Here is a 16,674-nt window from a genome sequence, read left to right as displayed (position 1 = left end):
CGCCGGCTTTAACCTCCTTGGAGTTGGTGGTTTAAACCATGTTTGACAGTCTTTCCCAGCGTCTGCAGGACGTTTTTAAAAATCTGCGCGGCCACGGGACCCTCACCGAAGAGAACATCCGGGAGGCCATGCGGGAGGTGCGTCTGGCCCTGCTGGAGGCCGATGTCAACTTCCGGGTGGTCAAGGACTTCATCGCCTCGGTCACCGAAAAGGCGGTGGGGCGCGAGGTGCTCAAGAGCCTGGCTCCGGGGCAGCAGGTAATCAAGATTGTCCACCAGGAACTGGTGGAATTGCTGGGCGGCAGCAGTGTAGAGCTGGAGCTGGGTGGCCGCAAGCCGGTGGTGATCATGATGGTCGGCCTGCAAGGTTCGGGCAAGACCACCACCTCGGGCAAGCTGGCCCGGCGCCTGCAAGGGGAGGGCAAAAAACCCTATCTGGTCCCGGCCGACGTCTACCGCCCGGCCGCCATCGATCAGTTGACGGTGCTGGCTGGGGAACTGGAAGTACCGGTCCATCCCTCCCGCACCGACCAGGACCCGGTGGATATCTGCCGCCAGGCGGTGGCCAGGGCCGGAGAACTGGGTTGCGATATCCTGCTGGTCGATACCGCTGGCCGGCTCCATGTCGACCAGGAACTGATGGAGGAGTTGAGCCGGATCAAGACCGCTTTGCAACCGGCCGAGATTCTGCTGGTGGCCGACGCCATGACCGGCCAGGACGCGGTGGCGGTGGCCGACAAATTTCATCAGGACCTCTCCCTTACCGGGGTGGTGCTGACCAAGCTTGACGGTGATGCCCGTGGCGGCGCGGCGCTATCGATCAAAAAGGCCACCGGCCGGCCCATCAAGTTTGTGGGCCTGGGCGAGGGGCTGGATGCGCTCGAGGTTTTTCATCCCGACCGGATGGCCTCGCGGATCCTGGGCAAGGGCGATGTCCTGTCGCTGATCGAAAAAGCCGAGGCCGCCATCGACAAGGAAAAGGCCGAGGACTTAAACCGCAAGCTCCGGCAGGATGGCTTTACCCTGGAGGATTTTCTCGATCAGATCAAACAGGTGCGCAAGATGGGCAGCCTGGAGCAGATCATGGGTATGATCCCCGGCATGGGGCGACTCAAGCAATTGCAGAACATGCCCAAACCCGACGAGCGGGAGCTGACCAAGGTGGAGGCGGTGATCAACTCCATGACCAAAAAGGAACGGCGTAATCATGCCATCATCAACGCCTCCCGCCGGGCCCGGATCGCCAAAGGCAGCGGCACCCAGGTGCAGGATGTCAACAAGGTGATCAAAAGTTACACCGAAATGCTGAAAATGATGAAAAAAATGCGCGGCAAGCCAGGTGGCTTGGGCGGTCTGATGGGCGGGGGCAAAAAGAAACGCAAGCGGCCCAAAGGACTGGCGCGTTAAGCTGGCAGAGTTAGTAAATAAACGTAAAAGCTCAGTACCCTAATTAAGTGGAGGAAATAATATGGCAGTACGTATCCGTCTGACCCGTATGGGCAGGAAAAAGAAACCCTTTTACCGGATAGTAGTGGCGGATTCAGAAGCCAAGCGTGACGGCCGCTTCCTGGAAGTGGTCGGTACCTACGATCCCATGCAGAACCCGGCTGCGGTTAACATCAAGCAGGACCGGGTAGCCGACTGGCTGGCCAAGGGAGCCAAGCCCACCGATACCGTGCGCAGCCTGCTCAAGGGCGCCCAGGCTCAGCCGGCCGCGGCGGCGGAATAGGTTGGACATGCGGGAACTGGTCGAGTTTGTCGCCCGGGGCCTGGTGGATAACCCCGAGGCGGTGACGGTGGACGAGAGCACGCAGGATGATACCCTGTTGCTGGAGCTACGGGTAGACCAGGGTGATCTGGGCAAGGTCATCGGCCGCCAGGGCCGGACGGCCAGAACCATCCGTACCCTGCTGACGGCGACCGGCGGAGAGCGCAAAGTCCGCCTGGAGATCGTGGAGTAAACCTTGCGGATCATTTTTACCGGCGCCCGCCGGGGCGAACTGGTGGAAATCGGTCGGATTGTCAAGCCCCAGGGGGTAAAAGGGGAGCTGAAAGTGCTGCCCCTGGCCGGTGCGCCGCTGGATTTTTCCGGCCTGGAAGAGCTGTTCCTGTTGCCCGCAAGCGGCGGTCCGCCCCTGGCGTACCCCCTGTTGGCGGTGCGTTCGCAGGGTGGGGCACTGGTAATTCGGCTGGCCGGGGTTGACGACCGGAATCAGGCGGAAGCCCTGCGGGATAGGGTGGTGGCGTTGGCGGCGGGAGAATTGCCGCCCCTGGCACCGGATGATATTTACTGGCACCAGTTGGCCGGCCTGGCGGCGTACACCGCCGAGGGCCGTAAAGTCGGGCTGGTGACAGATTTTATGTTGACCGCTGCCCATCCGTTGCTGGTCATTGTCGACGAACAACATAGGGAATATCTGGTCCCGGTCCATCCGGAGTTTATGGCCCTGCGTCACGACCATGAGGGTGAATCGGCCTGGCTGCTGCTGACCCCCCCGCCCGGCTTGCTCGGTGAGGGGTAAGTGGTTAGCAGTACCGCGGGTTCGGGCAACATGGAACATGGCTGGTGGGGTAAACGGGGCGAACGGTTGGTTAGACTTTGCATTTTGATATCTTAACTATTTTTCCGGATTTCTTTGATTCCCCTCTGGCCCAGGGGATGATCCGGCGGGCGGTGCAGGACGGTATCGTGACCCTGGCCGTCCATAATATCCGCGATTTTGCCGAAGACCGGCACGCCATGACCGATGACCGCCCGTTTGGCGGCGGCGAAGGAATGGTGATGAAGCCGGAACCGCTGGCCGCCGCAGTTCGCCATGCCCGCGGGCAGGTCACCGGCGGCGGCTCGGAAGCGGCCAAGGTCCTGCTCCTGAGCCCCCAGGGGCAAAGCCTGAACCAGGAGCTGGCCGCGGAACTTGCCGCCGAAAGACATTTGATCCTGGTCTGCGGCCGTTACGAAGGGGTGGATGAACGTTTCCGGGCCTCCTATGTGGACCGTGAAGTATCCATCGGTGATTATATCCTCACCGGTGGTGAGCCGGCCGCTCTGGTGCTGCTTGATTGCCTCACCCGGCTGTTGCCCGGGGTGCTGGGGTGTGACGCTTCGGCGGCCAATGATACCTTCAGCCCGGGTAGCCGGGGCGGATTGAAATACCCGCAGTACACCCGACCCCGGGTCTTTGAAGATCGCGAGGTGCCGGAGGTGCTGCTCTCCGGCGACCATGCCGCCATTGCCGACTGGCGTCTGGTGCAAGCGGTGCGGCGTACCGCCCGGCGGCGGCCGGAGTTGCTCAAGGCGGCGGATTTCACGCCGGCGGAACTGCGTCTGCTGGCCAAACACGGGATAGAAATCAAGTGAGCGGCGCCCTGCTGGATGTTGCCCTGGTTCATTATCCGGTGTTCAACCGCCGCCGGGAAGTGATCGGTTCGGCGGTGACCAACCTGGATATTCATGATATTGCCAGGACCGCCAGAACCTACGGCGTAAGACGGTTTTATCTGGTTACCCCGTATGAGGACCAGCAGCAACTGGTGGCGGAGTTGCTGGAACATTGGTTAAAAGGCCGGGGTGGGCAGTTGAACCCGGCGCGCAAGGAGGCTTTGACCCTGGTAAGGGTGGTGCCCGATCTGGCGACCCTGTATCAGCGGGTGAGCGCCGACCGAGGTGAGCGGCCGCTGGTACTGGCCACCAGCGCCAGGGAGCAGCCGCAAACCCGCGATTTTGGCGATATTCGGCGGCAACTGAGGGCCGGGAAACCGGCCATGATTTTGCTGGGAACGGCCTGGGGGCTGGCGCCTGCCGCCCTGTCCGGGGTGGACGCCTTTCTCCCCCCCATTAAAGGGGCGGGAGATTACAACCACCTGCCGGTACGCTCGGCGGCGGCGATTTTGCTGGACCGCCTCCTGGCCACCGGCTAAGCCGGCAAACATGTCGGGCAAACCAGCCGGATGCTTTGAGAGTTTGATTAGTTGGTTAATAACTGTTAGAAATAACCGGCCACTTCAGCAGCTGATCTTGCTGGCATGGCCGCAACCGTAGCTAAAGGAAAAGTACAATGAACGCTATTGCCCAGATTGAACAGGAACAACTCCGCCACGACCACCCGGATTTCCGGCCCGGTGACACCATCAAGGTCCATTTTCGGATTATTGAAGGTACCAAGGAACGGGTCCAGGTATTTCAGGGCGTAGTCATTCGCCGTTGCCGTGGCAACATCGGTGCCAGTGTCACCGTGCGCAAGGTTTCCCACGGGGTTGGCGTGGAGAAGACCTTCCCGCTGCACACTCCTCAGGTCGAAAAAATCGAGGTGGTCAGCCACGGTCGGGTACGGCGCTCCCGCCTCTACTATCTCCGCAATCTGCGCGGCAAGGCTGCCCGGATTCGCGAACGCGACGTGCGCTGATTTAACCTTTGTCTGTCAGCACCACTTGTTCCATGGCTACCGCTACCCACGTTGCCCCGTCGGGGCCGGCGGTTGGGGATATCGTGGTGCCCGGGGGTGCCCGTGAGCAGTCATCTTTGGCAAAGGGAGCCGGAGGTTGTCGACTCCCTGGCCTTCGAGCGTTCGCTTGAAAGCCAGGGCTATCGACTGGTGGCCGGAATAGATGAAGCCGGCCGCGGTCCCCTGGCCGGGCCGGTGGTGGCCGCCTGTGTGGTGCTGCCGGCCGGCTGCGAAGCAAGCCGATTCCGTGACTCCAAACAGCTTAAGCCCGAGTTGCGCTGTCGGTTGGCGGCGGAAATTGAAGCCCTGCCCGGGGTTTACTGGGGGGTCGGGGTGGTTGCTCCGGCCGAGATCGATCGCTTGAATATTCTCCAGGCCTCGCTGCTGGCCATGCAAAAGGCGGTGGCCGCTTTGGCCGCCGAGCCGGACTTTCTGCTGGTCGACGGCAAGCACCAACTTCCTCTTCCCCTGCCTCAACAGGCCTTGGTACGGGGTGATTCCCGCAGCGCTTCCATCGCCGCCGCCTCCATCATTGCCAAGGTGCGGCGGGACGAGATCATGGCCGACTACCATCGGCGTTATCCCCAGTATAATTTTCACCGGCACAAAGGCTACGGCACCGCCGAACACCTGCATTTGCTGCGCCAACACGGACCCTGCCCCATCCATCGCCGGAGTTTCAAGCCGGTGGGCGACTGCCTGCGGGGCGGTGATGACTAAGCAGCGCCAGGGGCTTGGGCGCCGGGGAGAAGAACTGGCCGCCTCCTACCTGGAAAAGGCCGGTTACCGTATTGTGGCCCGCAATTACCGAACCAGGGCGGCGGAGTTGGATATTATTGCCCGCCGCCGCGACGAGCTGGTCTTTGTCGAGGTGAAAAGCCGTAACAGCACGGCTTTCGGCTCACCATTAGAGGCGATCACCGCCGCCAAACAGCGCAAGATTGCCCTGGCCGCCCAGGAGTATCTGGTGCGGGAAAGACTGTCCGACCAGGCGTCCCGGTTTGACGTGGTGGCGGTTTCCTTCCGCGGCGGCAAACCGGAAATCGATCACCTGGTCAATGCCTTTGAACTCTGAATAACATCCCGGTGAGCGACGAGAAACCTGCCATGACCAATCAACCACCCAGGCCAGCTTTGATCGGAATTACCATGGGTTGCCCTGCCGGGGTTGGGCCGGAGATTATCCTCCGCCTGCACCTGGAACGGGAACAGGCCCGGCAAGCCGGAACGACAGAGACGGGCCGGCAGGAACCGGCGGCGGCAGCGGTGGTGCTGGGTGATCTTGGCGTGCTGGCTCAATGTGCTCGGCAGTTGGGGGTAAAAGTAGAACTCAATCCCTGGCAGCCAGGGCAGCCGCTTGGCTCCGGGGCGCTTAATGTGCTGCCGGTTACCAGCCTGGCTCCACTCCCGTCCCCGGGGCGGCCCACGGTGGCCTCCGGCAGGGCCATGGGAGAGTACATCGAACAGGCGGTCGCTCTGGCGCAAAGCGGTGAACTGGCCGCCATGGTTACCTGTCCCATCGGCAAGGATATGCTCAACGCCGGCGGCTACCACTATCCGGGTCATACCGAAATGCTTGCCACCTTGTGCAACTGCTCGGAATATGCCATGATGATGGCCGGCGCGCGACTGCGGGTGAGCCTGGTCAGTATCCACCGCCCCTTGTCCCGGGTGCCCGAGGCCGTTACCCAAGAGGCGGTGGTTCGGTTGATTCGCCTTACCGCTCGCTCATTGCAGCATGATTTTGCCGTGTTGCGGCCGCGTCTTGCCGTGGCGGCACTCAACCCCCATGCCGGGGAGGGGGGGATGTTCGGCGACGAGGAAAAGCGGGTTATTGAGCCGGCGGTGGCCCAGGCGGCGGCCCTGTTGGGCCGGGAGGTGTCCATCTCGGGTCCGCGGCCGCCGGATACCGTTTTTTATCAGGCCAGCCAAGGAGATTTTGACGCGGTGGTGGCCATGTACCATGATCAGGGCTTGATTCCTTTCAAATTGCTCCATTTTAAGGATGGCGTCAATGTCACCATCGGCCTGCCCATAATTCGTACCTCGGTGGATCATGGTACCGCTTACGATATTGCCGGTCGCGGGGTGGCCGACCATGACAGCCTGCGGGCGGCATTTTGGCTGGCCGCCGAAATAGCCGCCAATCGAAGCAGCAATCTGCCGGAACCGGCGTGACGTTGAGAGGGGCGGCAGTGAAAACAGACAGGCAGCCACAGCAGCCGGCCCGGGCGGGGGTTTTGATCGCTCTTGAAGGGATTGACGGCACCGGCAAATCAACCCAGCAGCAACTGTTGGCCCAGCGTTTGCGCCAGTTGGGGCTGGAGGTGGTGGTCACCCGGGAGCCCACCGACGGTCCATACGGCCGCCGCCTGCGCGAGCTTTTTCTCAACCGGGCTTCCCTGTCGCCGGAAGAGGAGTTGCAGCTTTTCCTTGCCGACCGGCGGGAGCATGTTGCCAAGCTCATCGAGCCGGCCCTTAAAGCCGGCCGGGTGGTGATTACCGATCGTTATTATTATTCCACCGCCGCTTACCAGGGGGCGAGCGGGCATGATCCGGCGGCCATTCTGGCCATCAACGAGAGCTTTGCCCCCCGGCCTGATCTGGTGCTGCTGCTGGAGGCGCCGCCCGCCGTGGGGGTGCGGCGGGTGCAGGAAGGGCGGGGTGAGAGTCTCAACGACTTTGAGCAGGAGGATTACCTCCGGCGGGTGGCCGGGATTTTTGCCGGTTTTTCCGCGCCCGGTCTGGTACGGGTCAATGCCACCGGGGCAATAGAGCAGGTGCAGGTCGAAATCTGGCAAGCGGTCGAGGCGTTGCTGATGAGCAAAAAAATGATCGCGGCGAAAATCTGCCAACAATGGTAACCGTTTACCGGGGGTACTAACCTGCAGGTATAACGGGCTGTAATCGTTCAGCAGTGCCGCAGGTTCGGGCAAGCAGCCAGGTGCAGCGTAATCGGGGACAGTTTTTAAAACTGTCCCCTCCGTAAGCCTGGCTGATCGCCCGAAGATGCGGTGCGGCTGAACGATTACCAACGATGATCAGTGGGGATGGTCATGGGCACAACTAGGTTGTTATCGCTGGCTACCGTATTGGCGGCGGTTTTACTGCTGACCGGGGGTTGTGCGTCGCGGCCGGCGGTGCCTCCCGAGGAACCGGTTAAGGCTGCCCCTGCCGGGCCACGTTACGCGGCGGAGTTGGAGCCCTACGAAGAAGCGGTGGACCTGGCTTGCGCTTATTTTCAGTTTGCCTGGGGCAAAAGTGCCGAGCTGGGCGGGCGCTACGATGAGGCCCGCTATGCCTACCAGCAGGCGTTGCTTTGCGACCGCAAGGCGGTTCATGTCATGCGCCGACTGGCCATGCTGCTGCTTCAGCAACAGGAGCGGGAGCAGGCCATTTACTGGGTGCGCCGGATCATCGCCATCGATCCGACCGATCTTGCCGCCCGTTCCCTATTGGCCAAGCTTTATACCGCTCTTGATGATCCCGATCGGGCCGCTGCCGTTTATCAGGAGATTCTCACGCTTGATCCGGGCAACGCCAACGCCATGCTGATGCTGGCGGTGATTTACGGCAGCAGTGACCGCCGCCAGGAAGCCCGTGAAATATTGGAGCAACTGGTGGCCGACCAGCCGGCCTATTTCCTGGGACATTATTATCTGGCGCGACTGTACCATGATTTGGGGCTGATTGAACAGGCGCTGGGGGCTTATGAGCGGGCCCTGGAACTGAACTGGTCCGCTCCTCTGGCCCAGGAGCTGGCGGCGATTTACGAAGCGGCCGGTCTTTACGAAGATAGTTTGGCGCTTCTTCGCCGGATGGTGGCCAAAAATCCCGCCGATGAGCGGGCCCGCTCACTGCTGGCCGACCTTTATCTGCGGTTGGAACGGGTGGAAGAGGCCCTGGCTGAACTGACCGCCTTACGGCCATACAGCCGGGATGTGGACCGGGTCGATCTGACCATGGCCAGGATTTTGCTGGATGAACAGCGCTACGAGGAAGCGGTGGTTTTGTTGCAGGGGCTGCTTGCCGATGAACCACGGCTGGATGCGGTTCGTTCACTGCTGGTGCTGGCCTATTATCGGCTGGGAAAAATCGATTTGGCCCGCAACCTGCTGGAGGAGATCCGCCCCGGCGATTACGGTTATGAGGAGGCGGTACTGATGCTGGCCCGGATATACCACGGCAGCGGCCAACCGGTGGCGGCCGAGGCGGTACTGGAGCGGGCCCTGGCCGATTCCCAGCACCGTTACCTGAGTTTTTATGTCACCCTGGCGCTGCTGCATATCGAGTGGCATGACGCCGGCCAGGGGCTGGCGATATTTCAACGCGCCCTGCAGGACCTGGGACCGGAACCGGAAGTATATTTTGAATATGCCGTCTATCTTGACCGGGTCGGGGACAGTGAGGGGGCGCTGGCCAAAATGCAGGAGGTTATCGCCCTGGATCCCCACGATCCCTATGCCTTGAATTATGTGGGCTATACCTGGGCCGACCGGGGCGAGAACCTGGAGCTGGCCCGGGAGTACATCGAGGAGGCGGTGCGGCTGAAGCCCGATGACGGCGCCATCCGGGACAGCCTGGGCTGGGTTTATTACCGGTTGGGCAAATACCAGCGCGCCATGGAGGAGCTTGAGCTGGCGGTGCAACTGCTGGAAGACGACCCGGTGATCCACGATCACCTGGGGGACGCCTACCGCCGGCTGGGCTACGTTGCCGAGGCTTTGGCCGCTTACCGGCGGGCCCTGGCGCTGCTGCCTCCCAATGGTGATCCGGAACTGCGTGAACAAATTGAATTAAAGATCAAAGAACTGACGGCAGAGCGCAACGGATGATGGCGTAAGCGATCACGGGGCACCCCACCTTGCGGCGATCAGCCCGGCTTGAGTACCCGGTGTACGCTGCGCCGGTCTGCTTGCCGCAATCTGGGGTGCCCCGTGACCGCTTACTCCTTGGAAGATCGTCACGCAGGGGGTATCCCGTGAACAGTTACATGATGGCCGCCGGAAGAAAAACGGCACCGGTAAGCGATTGCTTCCGGCTCCTCTTGCCGCTGTGGTGTTTGCTTTTGCTGTTGCCGGCGGGATGCGCCACCCGCCTGCCGCCGGTGGGGGAAGAGCTAACCGGCCGGGAACGGCAGGGGGTGGAAGAACTGTTTTTGGCGACCATGGAGCAGCGTCACCGGCAGATGCAATGCCTGGATGCCGAAGCTGAAATCCAGTGGCGCAGTTGGTTGCGCTCCGGTGTGCTGCCCGGTTATCTCCAGGCCATGGCGCCCAACCGGTTAAAGTTTGTCGGCCTGGACCCCTTGGGGCGCCCGGCGCTGGCGCTGACCACCAACGGTGAAACCTTTCGCCTGCTGCTGGTTAACCAGGCCCTGGTTTACCAGGGTCCGACCACCGCCGAGGCATTCCGGCAACACCTGCCCCAGGGGTTGCCGGCGGAAAGGCTGCCGGAGAGCCTGTTTGCCTGGCTGTTTGGCGGCATGCCGCTTGAGCCCGAGATCGTGGCGGTCTACCGGGCGCCGGATGGGCGGGGTTACTGGCTGGAGGTGGCCGAGCCCCCCCGGGCCCGGCTGCTTTTTGAGCCGCTTTTCGATCTTGAGCCGCCGCTGAAGGTTGTCGGCAACGATGATCACTACCCGCCGTTCCGCCCGGGCACCGGCCTGGTGCGGCGGATTCAGCTTTTTGAACCGGACCAGCGGCAGCCGGCGGAGATAATTTACGATGATTACCGCCCGGTGCCGCAAGTCGGCGATGAGCCCGGCTGGCTGCTGCCCCATCGGATTGAGTTGGATTCCCGCCGTCATCAAGGATTGAGCCTGAGCCTGCTGCTGTCCGACTTGCTGGCCGACTGCGCGTTGCGGCCCGAGGATTTTCAGCTTCCCATCCCCGCCGGTTACACCCTGGAAACGGTTGACTAAGGGTACCCCCCCTTAATAGCATGGTAAATATTTTTATGGATATCGATGCCCTGTTGTCCCGGGTCAACCGACCCGGGCGTTATTGCGCCAACGAATTCAATGTGGTCAGGAAAGACTGGCAGCAGGCCCGCCTGCGCCTGGCCCTGGCCTTTCCCGATCTTTACGAAATCGGCATGTCCCATCAGGGTCTGCAGATTCTCTACCACCTGGTCAACGCCCGGCCGGAATGGCTGGCAGAACGGGTCTATGCCCCGGATCTTGATCTGGAACAGGCCCTGCGCGAGGCCGGGCTGCCCCTGTTTTCCCTGGAATCCCGCCGTCCCCTGGGCGAATTTGACGTGCTGGGGATCAGCCTGCCCTATGAGCTCTGCTATACCAATATCCTGACCATCCTCGATCTGGCCGGGCTGCCTTTGCGCGCTGAAGAGCGCACTGAAGATCAGCCCCTGGTGTTCGGAGGTGGTCCTTGTGCCTTCCACCCCGAGCCGGTGGCCGATTTTTTTGATGCCGTTTTATTGGGCGACGGCGAGGAGGCCCTGCCGGCAATGCTGGCGGTGGTGCAGCGGGGCAGGGAGCAAAAGCTGGCCCGGGGGCAGATCCTGGCGGCTCTGGCAGCGGTGCCGGGGGTTTATGTACCTTCCTTTTTTGCCCCCCGTTATGACCAGGCGGGCCGTTTTCTCGGCACCGAAGCCCGGCGGCCCGATTTGCCGCCGGTTCGCCGCCGGGTGCTGGCCGACCTGGAACAGGTGGATCATGCCGTTGCCCCGCTGGTGCCGGCCACCCGGGTGGTGCATGACCGCTTGGGGGTGGAGATCGCCCGGGGCTGTACCCGGGGCTGCCGCTTCTGCCAGGCCGGGGTTATCTACCGGCCGGTGCGGGAGCGAGAGCCATCCCGGGTTTTGCAGGAAATTCTGGGTAAAATTGAACAGACCGGTTTTGAAGAGGTGGCCCTGCTCTCCTTGAGCAGCGGTGATTATGCCTGTATCAACGAACTGCTGGGGCAACTGATGGATGCCCTGGAACGCCGCCGGGTTTCCGTCTCTCTCCCCTCCATGCGGGTGGGGTCCCTGACCCCGGAGATGATGGAGCAGATCAAGCGGGTGCGCAAGACCGGCTTCACCCTGGCCCCGGAGGCGGGCAGCGATCGGTTGCGCCGGGTGATCAACAAGGGAATCAGCGAGGAAGATCTGCTGGCCGCTAGCCGCAGCGCCTTTGGGCTGGGCTGGAAGTTGATCAAGCTTTACTTCATGTTCGGGCTGCCCACCGAAACCGAAGAAGACCTGGCGGCCATCGTCGAGTTGGCCCATAAGGTATTAAAAACCGGGCCGGCCGGCCGCTGCCAGGTAACGGTGAGCAGCGCCGTCTTTGTCCCCAAGCCCCACACCCCCTTCGAGCGGGAGCCCCAACTGTCGATAGAGCAGGGCTTTGCCCGCATTGACTTTTTAAAGCAGCAGCTGCGGCACAAAAAATTCAAACTCAAATGGCATGATCCGCGCCAAAGTTACCTGGAGGGGGTTTTCTGCCGGGGAGATCGGCGCCTTGCCGCGCTGGTGGAGCGGGCCTGGCGGGATGGCGCCCGGCTGGACGCCTGGTCCGACCATTTCAACCTGGAGCGTTGGCAGGCCGCCGCCGCCGCTTTGGGTCTTGATCTCGATAGCTATCTCAGGCGCCGGGAGCCGGAGGAGCCTTTGCCCTGGGACCACCTGGATGCCGGGGTGAGCCGGAAATTTCTGGCGGCGGAATATCAGCGGGCCCTGGCTGAAGAGTATACCCCCGACTGCCGGTTGCACGGTTGCAGTAAATGCGGGTTGTGCGATTTCAAAACCGTTAAGCCGGTGGTTTTTCGCCGGCCGGAGGCCACCACTGGCCAGGATGCCGGCGACTCCGGGGGGCGGCGGGAGGCCGCGGAACAGGAGGGGGCGCATCAGATGGCGCGGCCGGAGGTGGGGATTGGTTATCGCCTGCGTTATTCCCGGCTGGGGGAGGCCCGTTTCCTGGGGCACTTGGAGGTGCTGCAGGTCTTTTTCCGGGCCCTGCGCCGGGCCGGCTGGCCGCTGGCCTTCAGTCAGGGCTTCAACCCCTCGCCCAAGGTATCCTTCGGCCCGGCACTGCCGCTGGGCACCGAAAGCCAGGATGAGTTTCTCTGGCTGGAGCTGACGGCGCCGCTTACCGACTTGCCGGCGGCCAAAGAGGAGTTGAACCGGCAGTTGCCTGCCGGCCTGCGGGTGCTCTTGCTGGAGCCGGGAGGGCGGCAACAACCGCCAAGCCTGCTCAGCTCCTACCGGATCAGCTTGCCTGGGAAAATCGACCCCGGGGCGCCGTCGGCCTTGCTGGCTGCTAAAGAATTTGTTATGACGGTACGCCGCAAAGGGGCGGCGCGCACCCTGGATATTCGTCCGGTGGTAAAGGAGTTTGCCCTGCGGGCGCCCGGCGAACTTGAGCTGGTGATGGTCCAGGAAGCCGGCCGGCCGACGGTAAAACCCCTGGAAGTGGTAGCCGCCGCCTGCGCCCCGGAACCGGAACAGTTGGCCGCAGCCCGGGTGATGAAATTATGGTCCCGGCCGTAAGCGGCCACGGGGCACCCCATCTTGCGGCGATCAGCCCGGCTTACGTACTGAGGTACGCGGCGCCGGTCTGCTTGCCGCAATCTGGGGCACCCCGTGACCGCTTACGCGTTACCCACCAGCAATTATTTTAACTGATTTTAATGTTTTTTAAGGAGCCAGGTTTTGTCCACGCAACTGCTGATCAACGCCACGCCTTACGAAATCCGTATCGCCCTGCTGGAACACGGTAATCTGGCTGAGTTTTACCTTGAACATCCGGCGGAAAAGGGGCTGGTGGGCAACGTCTACCGGGGTCGGGTGGTGCGGGTGCTGCCCGGGATGCAGGCCGCCTTTGTCGATGTGGGCCTGGAGCGCACCGGTTTTCTCTATGTCGATGATGTGCTGGTAACCTCCAACGAAGTCGAGAAACGGCTGGCCCGTTGTGACCGGGGCGACGGCACCGGCCATGACACCTGCTGCGGCCATGACACCGACCCCCTCTGCCGCCGGCATCCGGGCCAGAATATTGAAGATTTGCTCAGCGAAGGGCAGGATATCATGGTGCAGGTGTGCAAGGAGCCCCTGGGCAGCAAGGGGGCCCGCCTGACCTGCCATATCACCCTGCCGTGCCGCAACCTGGTCTTTATGCCGCGGACCGAGCATATCGGTATTTCCCGCAAAATCGAAGACGAGGATGTCCGGCAGATGTTGCGGCAGGATATTGAGGCATTGCGCCCCGCCGGCGCCGGATTCATTGTCCGCACGGTGGCGGAAACGGCCACCAACGAGGATCTGGAAGCGGACATGGAATTTTTGCTGCACACCTGGGAGGAGATCCAGGCCCGGGCCACCACCGCGCCGGTGCCGGGGCTGATCTACCAGGATCTCGATATCACCCTGCGGGTGGTGCGCGACGTCTTCTCACCCGAGGTGGATCAGGTAGTGGTGGATGAACCGGAAACCTACCAGCGGGTGCTGCAGTTTGTGGAAACCTTTGTCCCGCACCTCAAGGGCCGGGTGGAGTTGGCCCCGGAAGATCCACCCATTTTCGATGCCTACGGCGTGGAGCTGGAGGTAAACCGCGCCCTGGAGCGGAAAATCTGGCTGCGCTGTGGCGGGTACATCATCATCGAGCCCACCGAGGCCCTTACCGTGATTGATGTCAATACCGGCCGTTACGTAGGCAAAAACGGCCTGGAAGAGACGATTTTCAAAACCAACATGGAGGCGGCCAAGGAGATCGCCTACCAGTTACGGCTGCGCAACATCGGCGGCATAATCATCGTCGATTTCATCGACATGGAGGATGAAGAACACCGGGAAGCGGTGTTCAACGCCTTGAAAGAGGCGGCCAAGAAAGACAAGAGCCGGCTTAATATCCTGCGGGTTTCCGAGTTCGGTCTGGTCCAGATGACCCGCAAACGCAACCGGGAAGACCTGGAACACCTGATGTGCGAACCTTGTAATTGCTGCCAGGGCACCGGGGTGATCCGTTCCAGCCGCAGCCTGTGTTACGATGTCTTTCGCCAGATCGAGCGAGAGGCCTGTCGCCGCCAGGCGGAAACGGTGGTCGTGCGGGTCCATCCGCGGGTGGCCGAACTGCTGCTCCGGGAGGAGGCCCACACCGTTGATTACCTGGAAAAAAAATGCGGTAAACGGATTCAGATCATGCCCATCAAGGATTTTCATCCCGAGAAATATGAGTTTACTTGGCAGTAAGACTTGACAACAAAGTCCGCTAAGGCTATAAGTAGCGGTTTCTTTTTCGGAATGTTTTCTACCAGGATTTGGAGGAAGTTATGTACGCAATAGTTCGCACCGGCGGCAAACAGTACCAGGTAGCCGCGGGCAGCCGCCTGCGGGTGGAGAAACTTGCCGGCGAGGTTGGAGATACGGTGGAGTTGTCCGAGGTGCTGCTGGTCGCTGACGGCAATGAAGTTAAGGTCGGTCGGCCGGTGGTGGAAGGCGCCCGGGTTACCGCCCGGATCGTTGAACAGGACAAAGCCAAGAAGGTGCTGGTCTTCAAGAAGAAACGGCGCAAGGGTTACCGCCTGAAAAAGGGGCACCGGCAGCCGTACACCGCTCTTGAAATCAAAGAGATTCTGTAGATATCGCGAGGAATTGAGTCATGGCACATAAAAAAGCGGGCGGCAGCTCGAAAAACGGTCGCGACAGTAATGCCCAACGCCGCGGCGTCAAGCGCTTTGGCGGGCAGGTGGTCAAGGCCGGCAATATTCTGGTGCGCCAGCTCGGCACCAAGATCCATCCCGGGACCAATGTCGGTGTGGGCCGGGATTACACCCTGTTTGCCAAAGTTGACGGAGTGGTGACCTACGAAGACTTCCGCCGCAACGGCCGCAGTCGCAAAAGGGTCAGCATCTATCCCGCCTGAAACCACCCCTTAGGGTGACTGCGCACGGCACTCCGAGTGTGCGCTGCTCATAGCCGTCCGTTGCAAAGCTGGCGGTTGGGTCCTTGCATGGCTTTGCAACGGACTTTTGGTGAGTAAGCGCCAGAGCGGGGTGCCGTGTGATCATTTGCGTCTCAACCGAGCAGCCGTCGCCAGCGGTGCGGCTGTGCGGTTTCTTTGTCAATCACCGGTTTGTCGTCGGGCCACACCATGTCTTTTATCGATGAGGCAAAATTTCTGGTTCGGGCCGGCAACGGCGGCAATGGTTGCGTCAGCTTCCGGCGGGAAAAATTTGTCCCCAAAGGAGGCCCCGACGGCGGCGACGGCGGCCGGGGGGGTGATGTGGTCCTGGAGGCTTCCGGCCGCCTCGATTCTCTGCTCGACTTCAAGTACCGTTCTCACTTTATCGCCCAGAATGGCGCCCATGGCCGGGGCAAAAAGATGCACGGCCGCAGCGGCGCCGATTGCCTGGTAAAGGTGCCGGTGGGCTCGGTAATTCGCGATGCGGAAAGCGGCGAGGTACTGGCCGACCTGGTGGCCGAAGGCCAGCAGTTGCTGGTGGCCAGCGGTGGCCAGGGGGGGCGGGGTAACGTGCATTTCGCCTCGGCCACCAACCGGGCGCCGCGCACTGCCACCAAGGGCACCACGGGCCAGGAGCGCTGGCTCAAGATCGAGCTGAAGCTGTTGGCCGATGTGGGCCTGATCGGGCTGCCCAACGCCGGCAAGTCCACCCTGCTGGCCAGCCTTACCGCCGCCACCCCCAAGATTGCCGACTATCCCTTTACCACCTTGTCTCCCCAGTTGGGGGTGCTGCTGCTTCCCGGCCAGCGTCCCTGCACCCTGGCCGATATCCCCGGCCTGATCGAAGATGCCCACCAGGGTGCCGGTTTGGGCCATACCTTCCTGCGCCACATTGAACGCACCCGGCTGCTGCTGCAGGTGATTGCCGTCGTGCCGCCGGGCGGTGACCCCGAGGTCGATGCCGCCGCTGATCCGCTGGCTCAGTATCATTTGCTGGCTCGGGAACTGGGGCTTTACAGCCATGATTTGGCGCAGCGGCCACGGCTGGTGGTGCTCAACAAGATCGATTTGCTGGCGTCGCCGGCCGCTGCCGAGGAGGGTGAGCGGGCCACCGCGGCCGCCGAGCTGGCGCGGCTTAAAGAACGTTTTGCGGCGGAAAACGTGCAACTCCTGCCGGTTTCCGCGCTTACCGGAGAGGGCCTAGATGAGCTGATCAAGGCCATCGATGGCCAGTTGCCGGCGGTGGCCGATGAGCAGGATTCAGAAGACGACTTGCCAGGCCCGGCCCAGGAGGACCTAAAAGGGCAGGGAGAGCCGGAGCAGTGATGGGGAG

At 61.9% G+C, this 16,674-nt stretch carries 18 protein-coding genes; all 18 read left to right on the top strand.

Annotated features, from left to right (window positions below; genetic code table 11):
• Window positions 1-38: 38 nt before the first annotated feature.
• The 18 genes from ffh (at window position 39) to obgE (ending at window position 16,667) form a co-directional block, all read left to right on the top strand.
• A complete protein-coding gene (gene ffh / locus DAAHT2_RS05980; RefSeq protein ID WP_013163401.1) occupies window positions 39-1,406 on the top strand; it encodes a signal recognition particle protein in 1,368 nt (455 codons plus the stop codon).
• Between the two features lie 61 nt (window positions 1,407-1,467).
• Window positions 1,468-1,728 (top strand): 30S ribosomal protein S16, encoded by a 261-nt coding sequence (gene rpsP, locus DAAHT2_RS05975; protein ID WP_013163400.1) that lies wholly within the window; start codon window positions 1,468-1,470, stop codon window positions 1,726-1,728.
• Between the two features lie 7 nt (window positions 1,729-1,735).
• Window positions 1,736-1,960 carry a KH domain-containing protein gene (locus DAAHT2_RS05970; protein WP_013163399.1) on the top strand — a complete coding sequence of 75 codons (225 nt, stop codon included), beginning with the start codon at window positions 1,736-1,738 and terminating at the stop codon, window positions 1,958-1,960.
• 3 nt (window positions 1,961-1,963) lie between these two features.
• A complete protein-coding gene (gene rimM / locus DAAHT2_RS05965) occupies window positions 1,964-2,521 on the top strand; it encodes a ribosome maturation factor RimM (RefSeq protein WP_013163398.1) in 558 nt (185 codons plus the stop codon).
• Window positions 2,522-2,598: 77 nt separating this feature from the next.
• Window positions 2,599-3,357 carry a tRNA (guanosine(37)-N1)-methyltransferase TrmD gene (trmD, locus tag DAAHT2_RS05960; RefSeq protein ID WP_013163397.1) on the top strand — a complete coding sequence of 253 codons (759 nt, stop codon included), beginning with the start codon at window positions 2,599-2,601 and terminating at the stop codon, window positions 3,355-3,357.
• On the top strand, window positions 3,354-3,917 hold the full coding sequence (locus DAAHT2_RS05955; protein ID WP_013163396.1) for an RNA methyltransferase: 564 nt from the start codon (window positions 3,354-3,356) through the stop codon (window positions 3,915-3,917). Before trmD ends, DAAHT2_RS05955 begins: the two co-directional genes overlap by 4 nt.
• A 137-nt stretch (window positions 3,918-4,054) precedes the next feature.
• Window positions 4,055-4,402: a 50S ribosomal protein L19 gene (gene rplS / locus DAAHT2_RS05950; protein ID WP_013163395.1), complete on the top strand. Its 348-nt coding sequence runs from the start codon at window positions 4,055-4,057 to the stop codon at window positions 4,400-4,402.
• A gap of 102 nt (window positions 4,403-4,504) precedes the next feature.
• Window positions 4,505-5,161, top strand: a complete 657-nt coding sequence (gene rnhB, locus DAAHT2_RS05945) for a ribonuclease HII (protein WP_013163394.1) — start codon at window positions 4,505-4,507, stop codon at window positions 5,159-5,161.
• Complete coding sequence (locus tag DAAHT2_RS05940; RefSeq protein WP_013163393.1) at window positions 5,154-5,516, top strand: YraN family protein; 363 nt, start codon at window positions 5,154-5,156, stop codon at window positions 5,514-5,516. The genes rnhB and DAAHT2_RS05940 overlap by 8 nt, the downstream gene beginning before the upstream one ends.
• A gap of 32 nt (window positions 5,517-5,548) precedes the next feature.
• Window positions 5,549-6,619: a 4-hydroxythreonine-4-phosphate dehydrogenase PdxA gene (gene pdxA / locus DAAHT2_RS05935; protein WP_013163392.1), complete on the top strand. Its 1,071-nt coding sequence runs from the start codon at window positions 5,549-5,551 to the stop codon at window positions 6,617-6,619.
• A gap of 17 nt (window positions 6,620-6,636) precedes the next feature.
• The gene (gene tmk / locus DAAHT2_RS05930; RefSeq protein ID WP_013163391.1) at window positions 6,637-7,305 is read left to right on the top strand and encodes a dTMP kinase; all 669 of its coding nucleotides are present in this window, start codon (window positions 6,637-6,639) and stop codon (window positions 7,303-7,305) included.
• 192 nt (window positions 7,306-7,497) lie between these two features.
• Entirely contained in the window at window positions 7,498-9,276 is a 1,779-nt protein-coding gene (locus DAAHT2_RS05925; RefSeq protein WP_013163390.1) for a tetratricopeptide repeat protein, read from the top strand.
• A 146-nt stretch (window positions 9,277-9,422) separates the two neighbouring features.
• Window positions 9,423-10,364 carry a hypothetical protein gene (locus tag DAAHT2_RS05920; protein WP_157861425.1) on the top strand — a complete coding sequence of 314 codons (942 nt, stop codon included), beginning with the start codon at window positions 9,423-9,425 and terminating at the stop codon, window positions 10,362-10,364.
• A 20-nt stretch (window positions 10,365-10,384) separates the two neighbouring features.
• Window positions 10,385-12,931, top strand: coding sequence for a TIGR03960 family B12-binding radical SAM protein (locus tag DAAHT2_RS05915; protein WP_013163388.1), 2,547 nt, complete (start codon window positions 10,385-10,387; stop codon window positions 12,929-12,931).
• Window positions 12,932-13,093: 162 nt separating this feature from the next.
• The gene (locus DAAHT2_RS05910; protein WP_013163387.1) at window positions 13,094-14,629 is read left to right on the top strand and encodes an Rne/Rng family ribonuclease; all 1,536 of its coding nucleotides are present in this window, start codon (window positions 13,094-13,096) and stop codon (window positions 14,627-14,629) included.
• 80 nt (window positions 14,630-14,709) lie between these two features.
• Window positions 14,710-15,018: a 50S ribosomal protein L21 gene (rplU, locus tag DAAHT2_RS05905; RefSeq protein WP_013163386.1), complete on the top strand. Its 309-nt coding sequence runs from the start codon at window positions 14,710-14,712 to the stop codon at window positions 15,016-15,018.
• Window positions 15,019-15,038: 20 nt separating this feature from the next.
• The gene (rpmA, locus tag DAAHT2_RS05900; RefSeq protein ID WP_013163385.1) at window positions 15,039-15,302 is read left to right on the top strand and encodes a 50S ribosomal protein L27; all 264 of its coding nucleotides are present in this window, start codon (window positions 15,039-15,041) and stop codon (window positions 15,300-15,302) included.
• 228 nt (window positions 15,303-15,530) lie between these two features.
• The gene (gene obgE, locus DAAHT2_RS05895; protein WP_013163384.1) at window positions 15,531-16,667 is read left to right on the top strand and encodes a GTPase ObgE; all 1,137 of its coding nucleotides are present in this window, start codon (window positions 15,531-15,533) and stop codon (window positions 16,665-16,667) included.
• Window positions 16,668-16,674 lie beyond the last annotated feature (7 nt).

Origin of the sequence: Desulfurivibrio alkaliphilus AHT 2 (assembly GCF_000092205.1) — a bacterium.
Taxonomy (GTDB): Bacteria; Desulfobacterota; Desulfobulbia; order Desulfobulbales; family Desulfurivibrionaceae; genus Desulfurivibrio; species Desulfurivibrio alkaliphilus.
Note: the sequence above shows the minus strand (reverse complement) of the source record. Positions and strands in the feature narration are given on the sequence as shown.

Bases quoted from the DNA above. Each gene is read 5' to 3' on its own strand.
- obgE (WP_013163384.1), top strand. From the start codon at position 15,531: ATGTCTTTTATCGATGAGGCAAAATTTCTGGTTCGGGCCGGCAACGGC.
- ffh (WP_013163401.1), top strand. From the start codon at position 39: ATGTTTGACAGTCTTTCCCAGCGTCTGCAGGACGTTTTTAAAAATCTG.
- DAAHT2_RS05940 (WP_013163393.1), top strand. From the start codon at position 5,154: ATGACTAAGCAGCGCCAGGGGCTTGGGCGCCGGGGAGAAGAACTGGCC.
- DAAHT2_RS05970 (WP_013163399.1), top strand. From the start codon at position 1,736: ATGCGGGAACTGGTCGAGTTTGTCGCCCGGGGCCTGGTGGATAACCCC.
- DAAHT2_RS05925 (WP_013163390.1), top strand. From the start codon at position 7,498: ATGGGCACAACTAGGTTGTTATCGCTGGCTACCGTATTGGCGGCGGTT.
- rpsP (WP_013163400.1), top strand. From the start codon at position 1,468: ATGGCAGTACGTATCCGTCTGACCCGTATGGGCAGGAAAAAGAAACCC.
- rplS (WP_013163395.1), top strand. From the start codon at position 4,055: ATGAACGCTATTGCCCAGATTGAACAGGAACAACTCCGCCACGACCAC.
- rplU (WP_013163386.1), top strand. From the start codon at position 14,710: ATGTACGCAATAGTTCGCACCGGCGGCAAACAGTACCAGGTAGCCGCG.
- pdxA (WP_013163392.1), top strand. From the start codon at position 5,549: ATGACCAATCAACCACCCAGGCCAGCTTTGATCGGAATTACCATGGGT.
- rpmA (WP_013163385.1), top strand. From the start codon at position 15,039: ATGGCACATAAAAAAGCGGGCGGCAGCTCGAAAAACGGTCGCGACAGT.
- DAAHT2_RS05915 (WP_013163388.1), top strand. From the start codon at position 10,385: ATGGTAAATATTTTTATGGATATCGATGCCCTGTTGTCCCGGGTCAAC.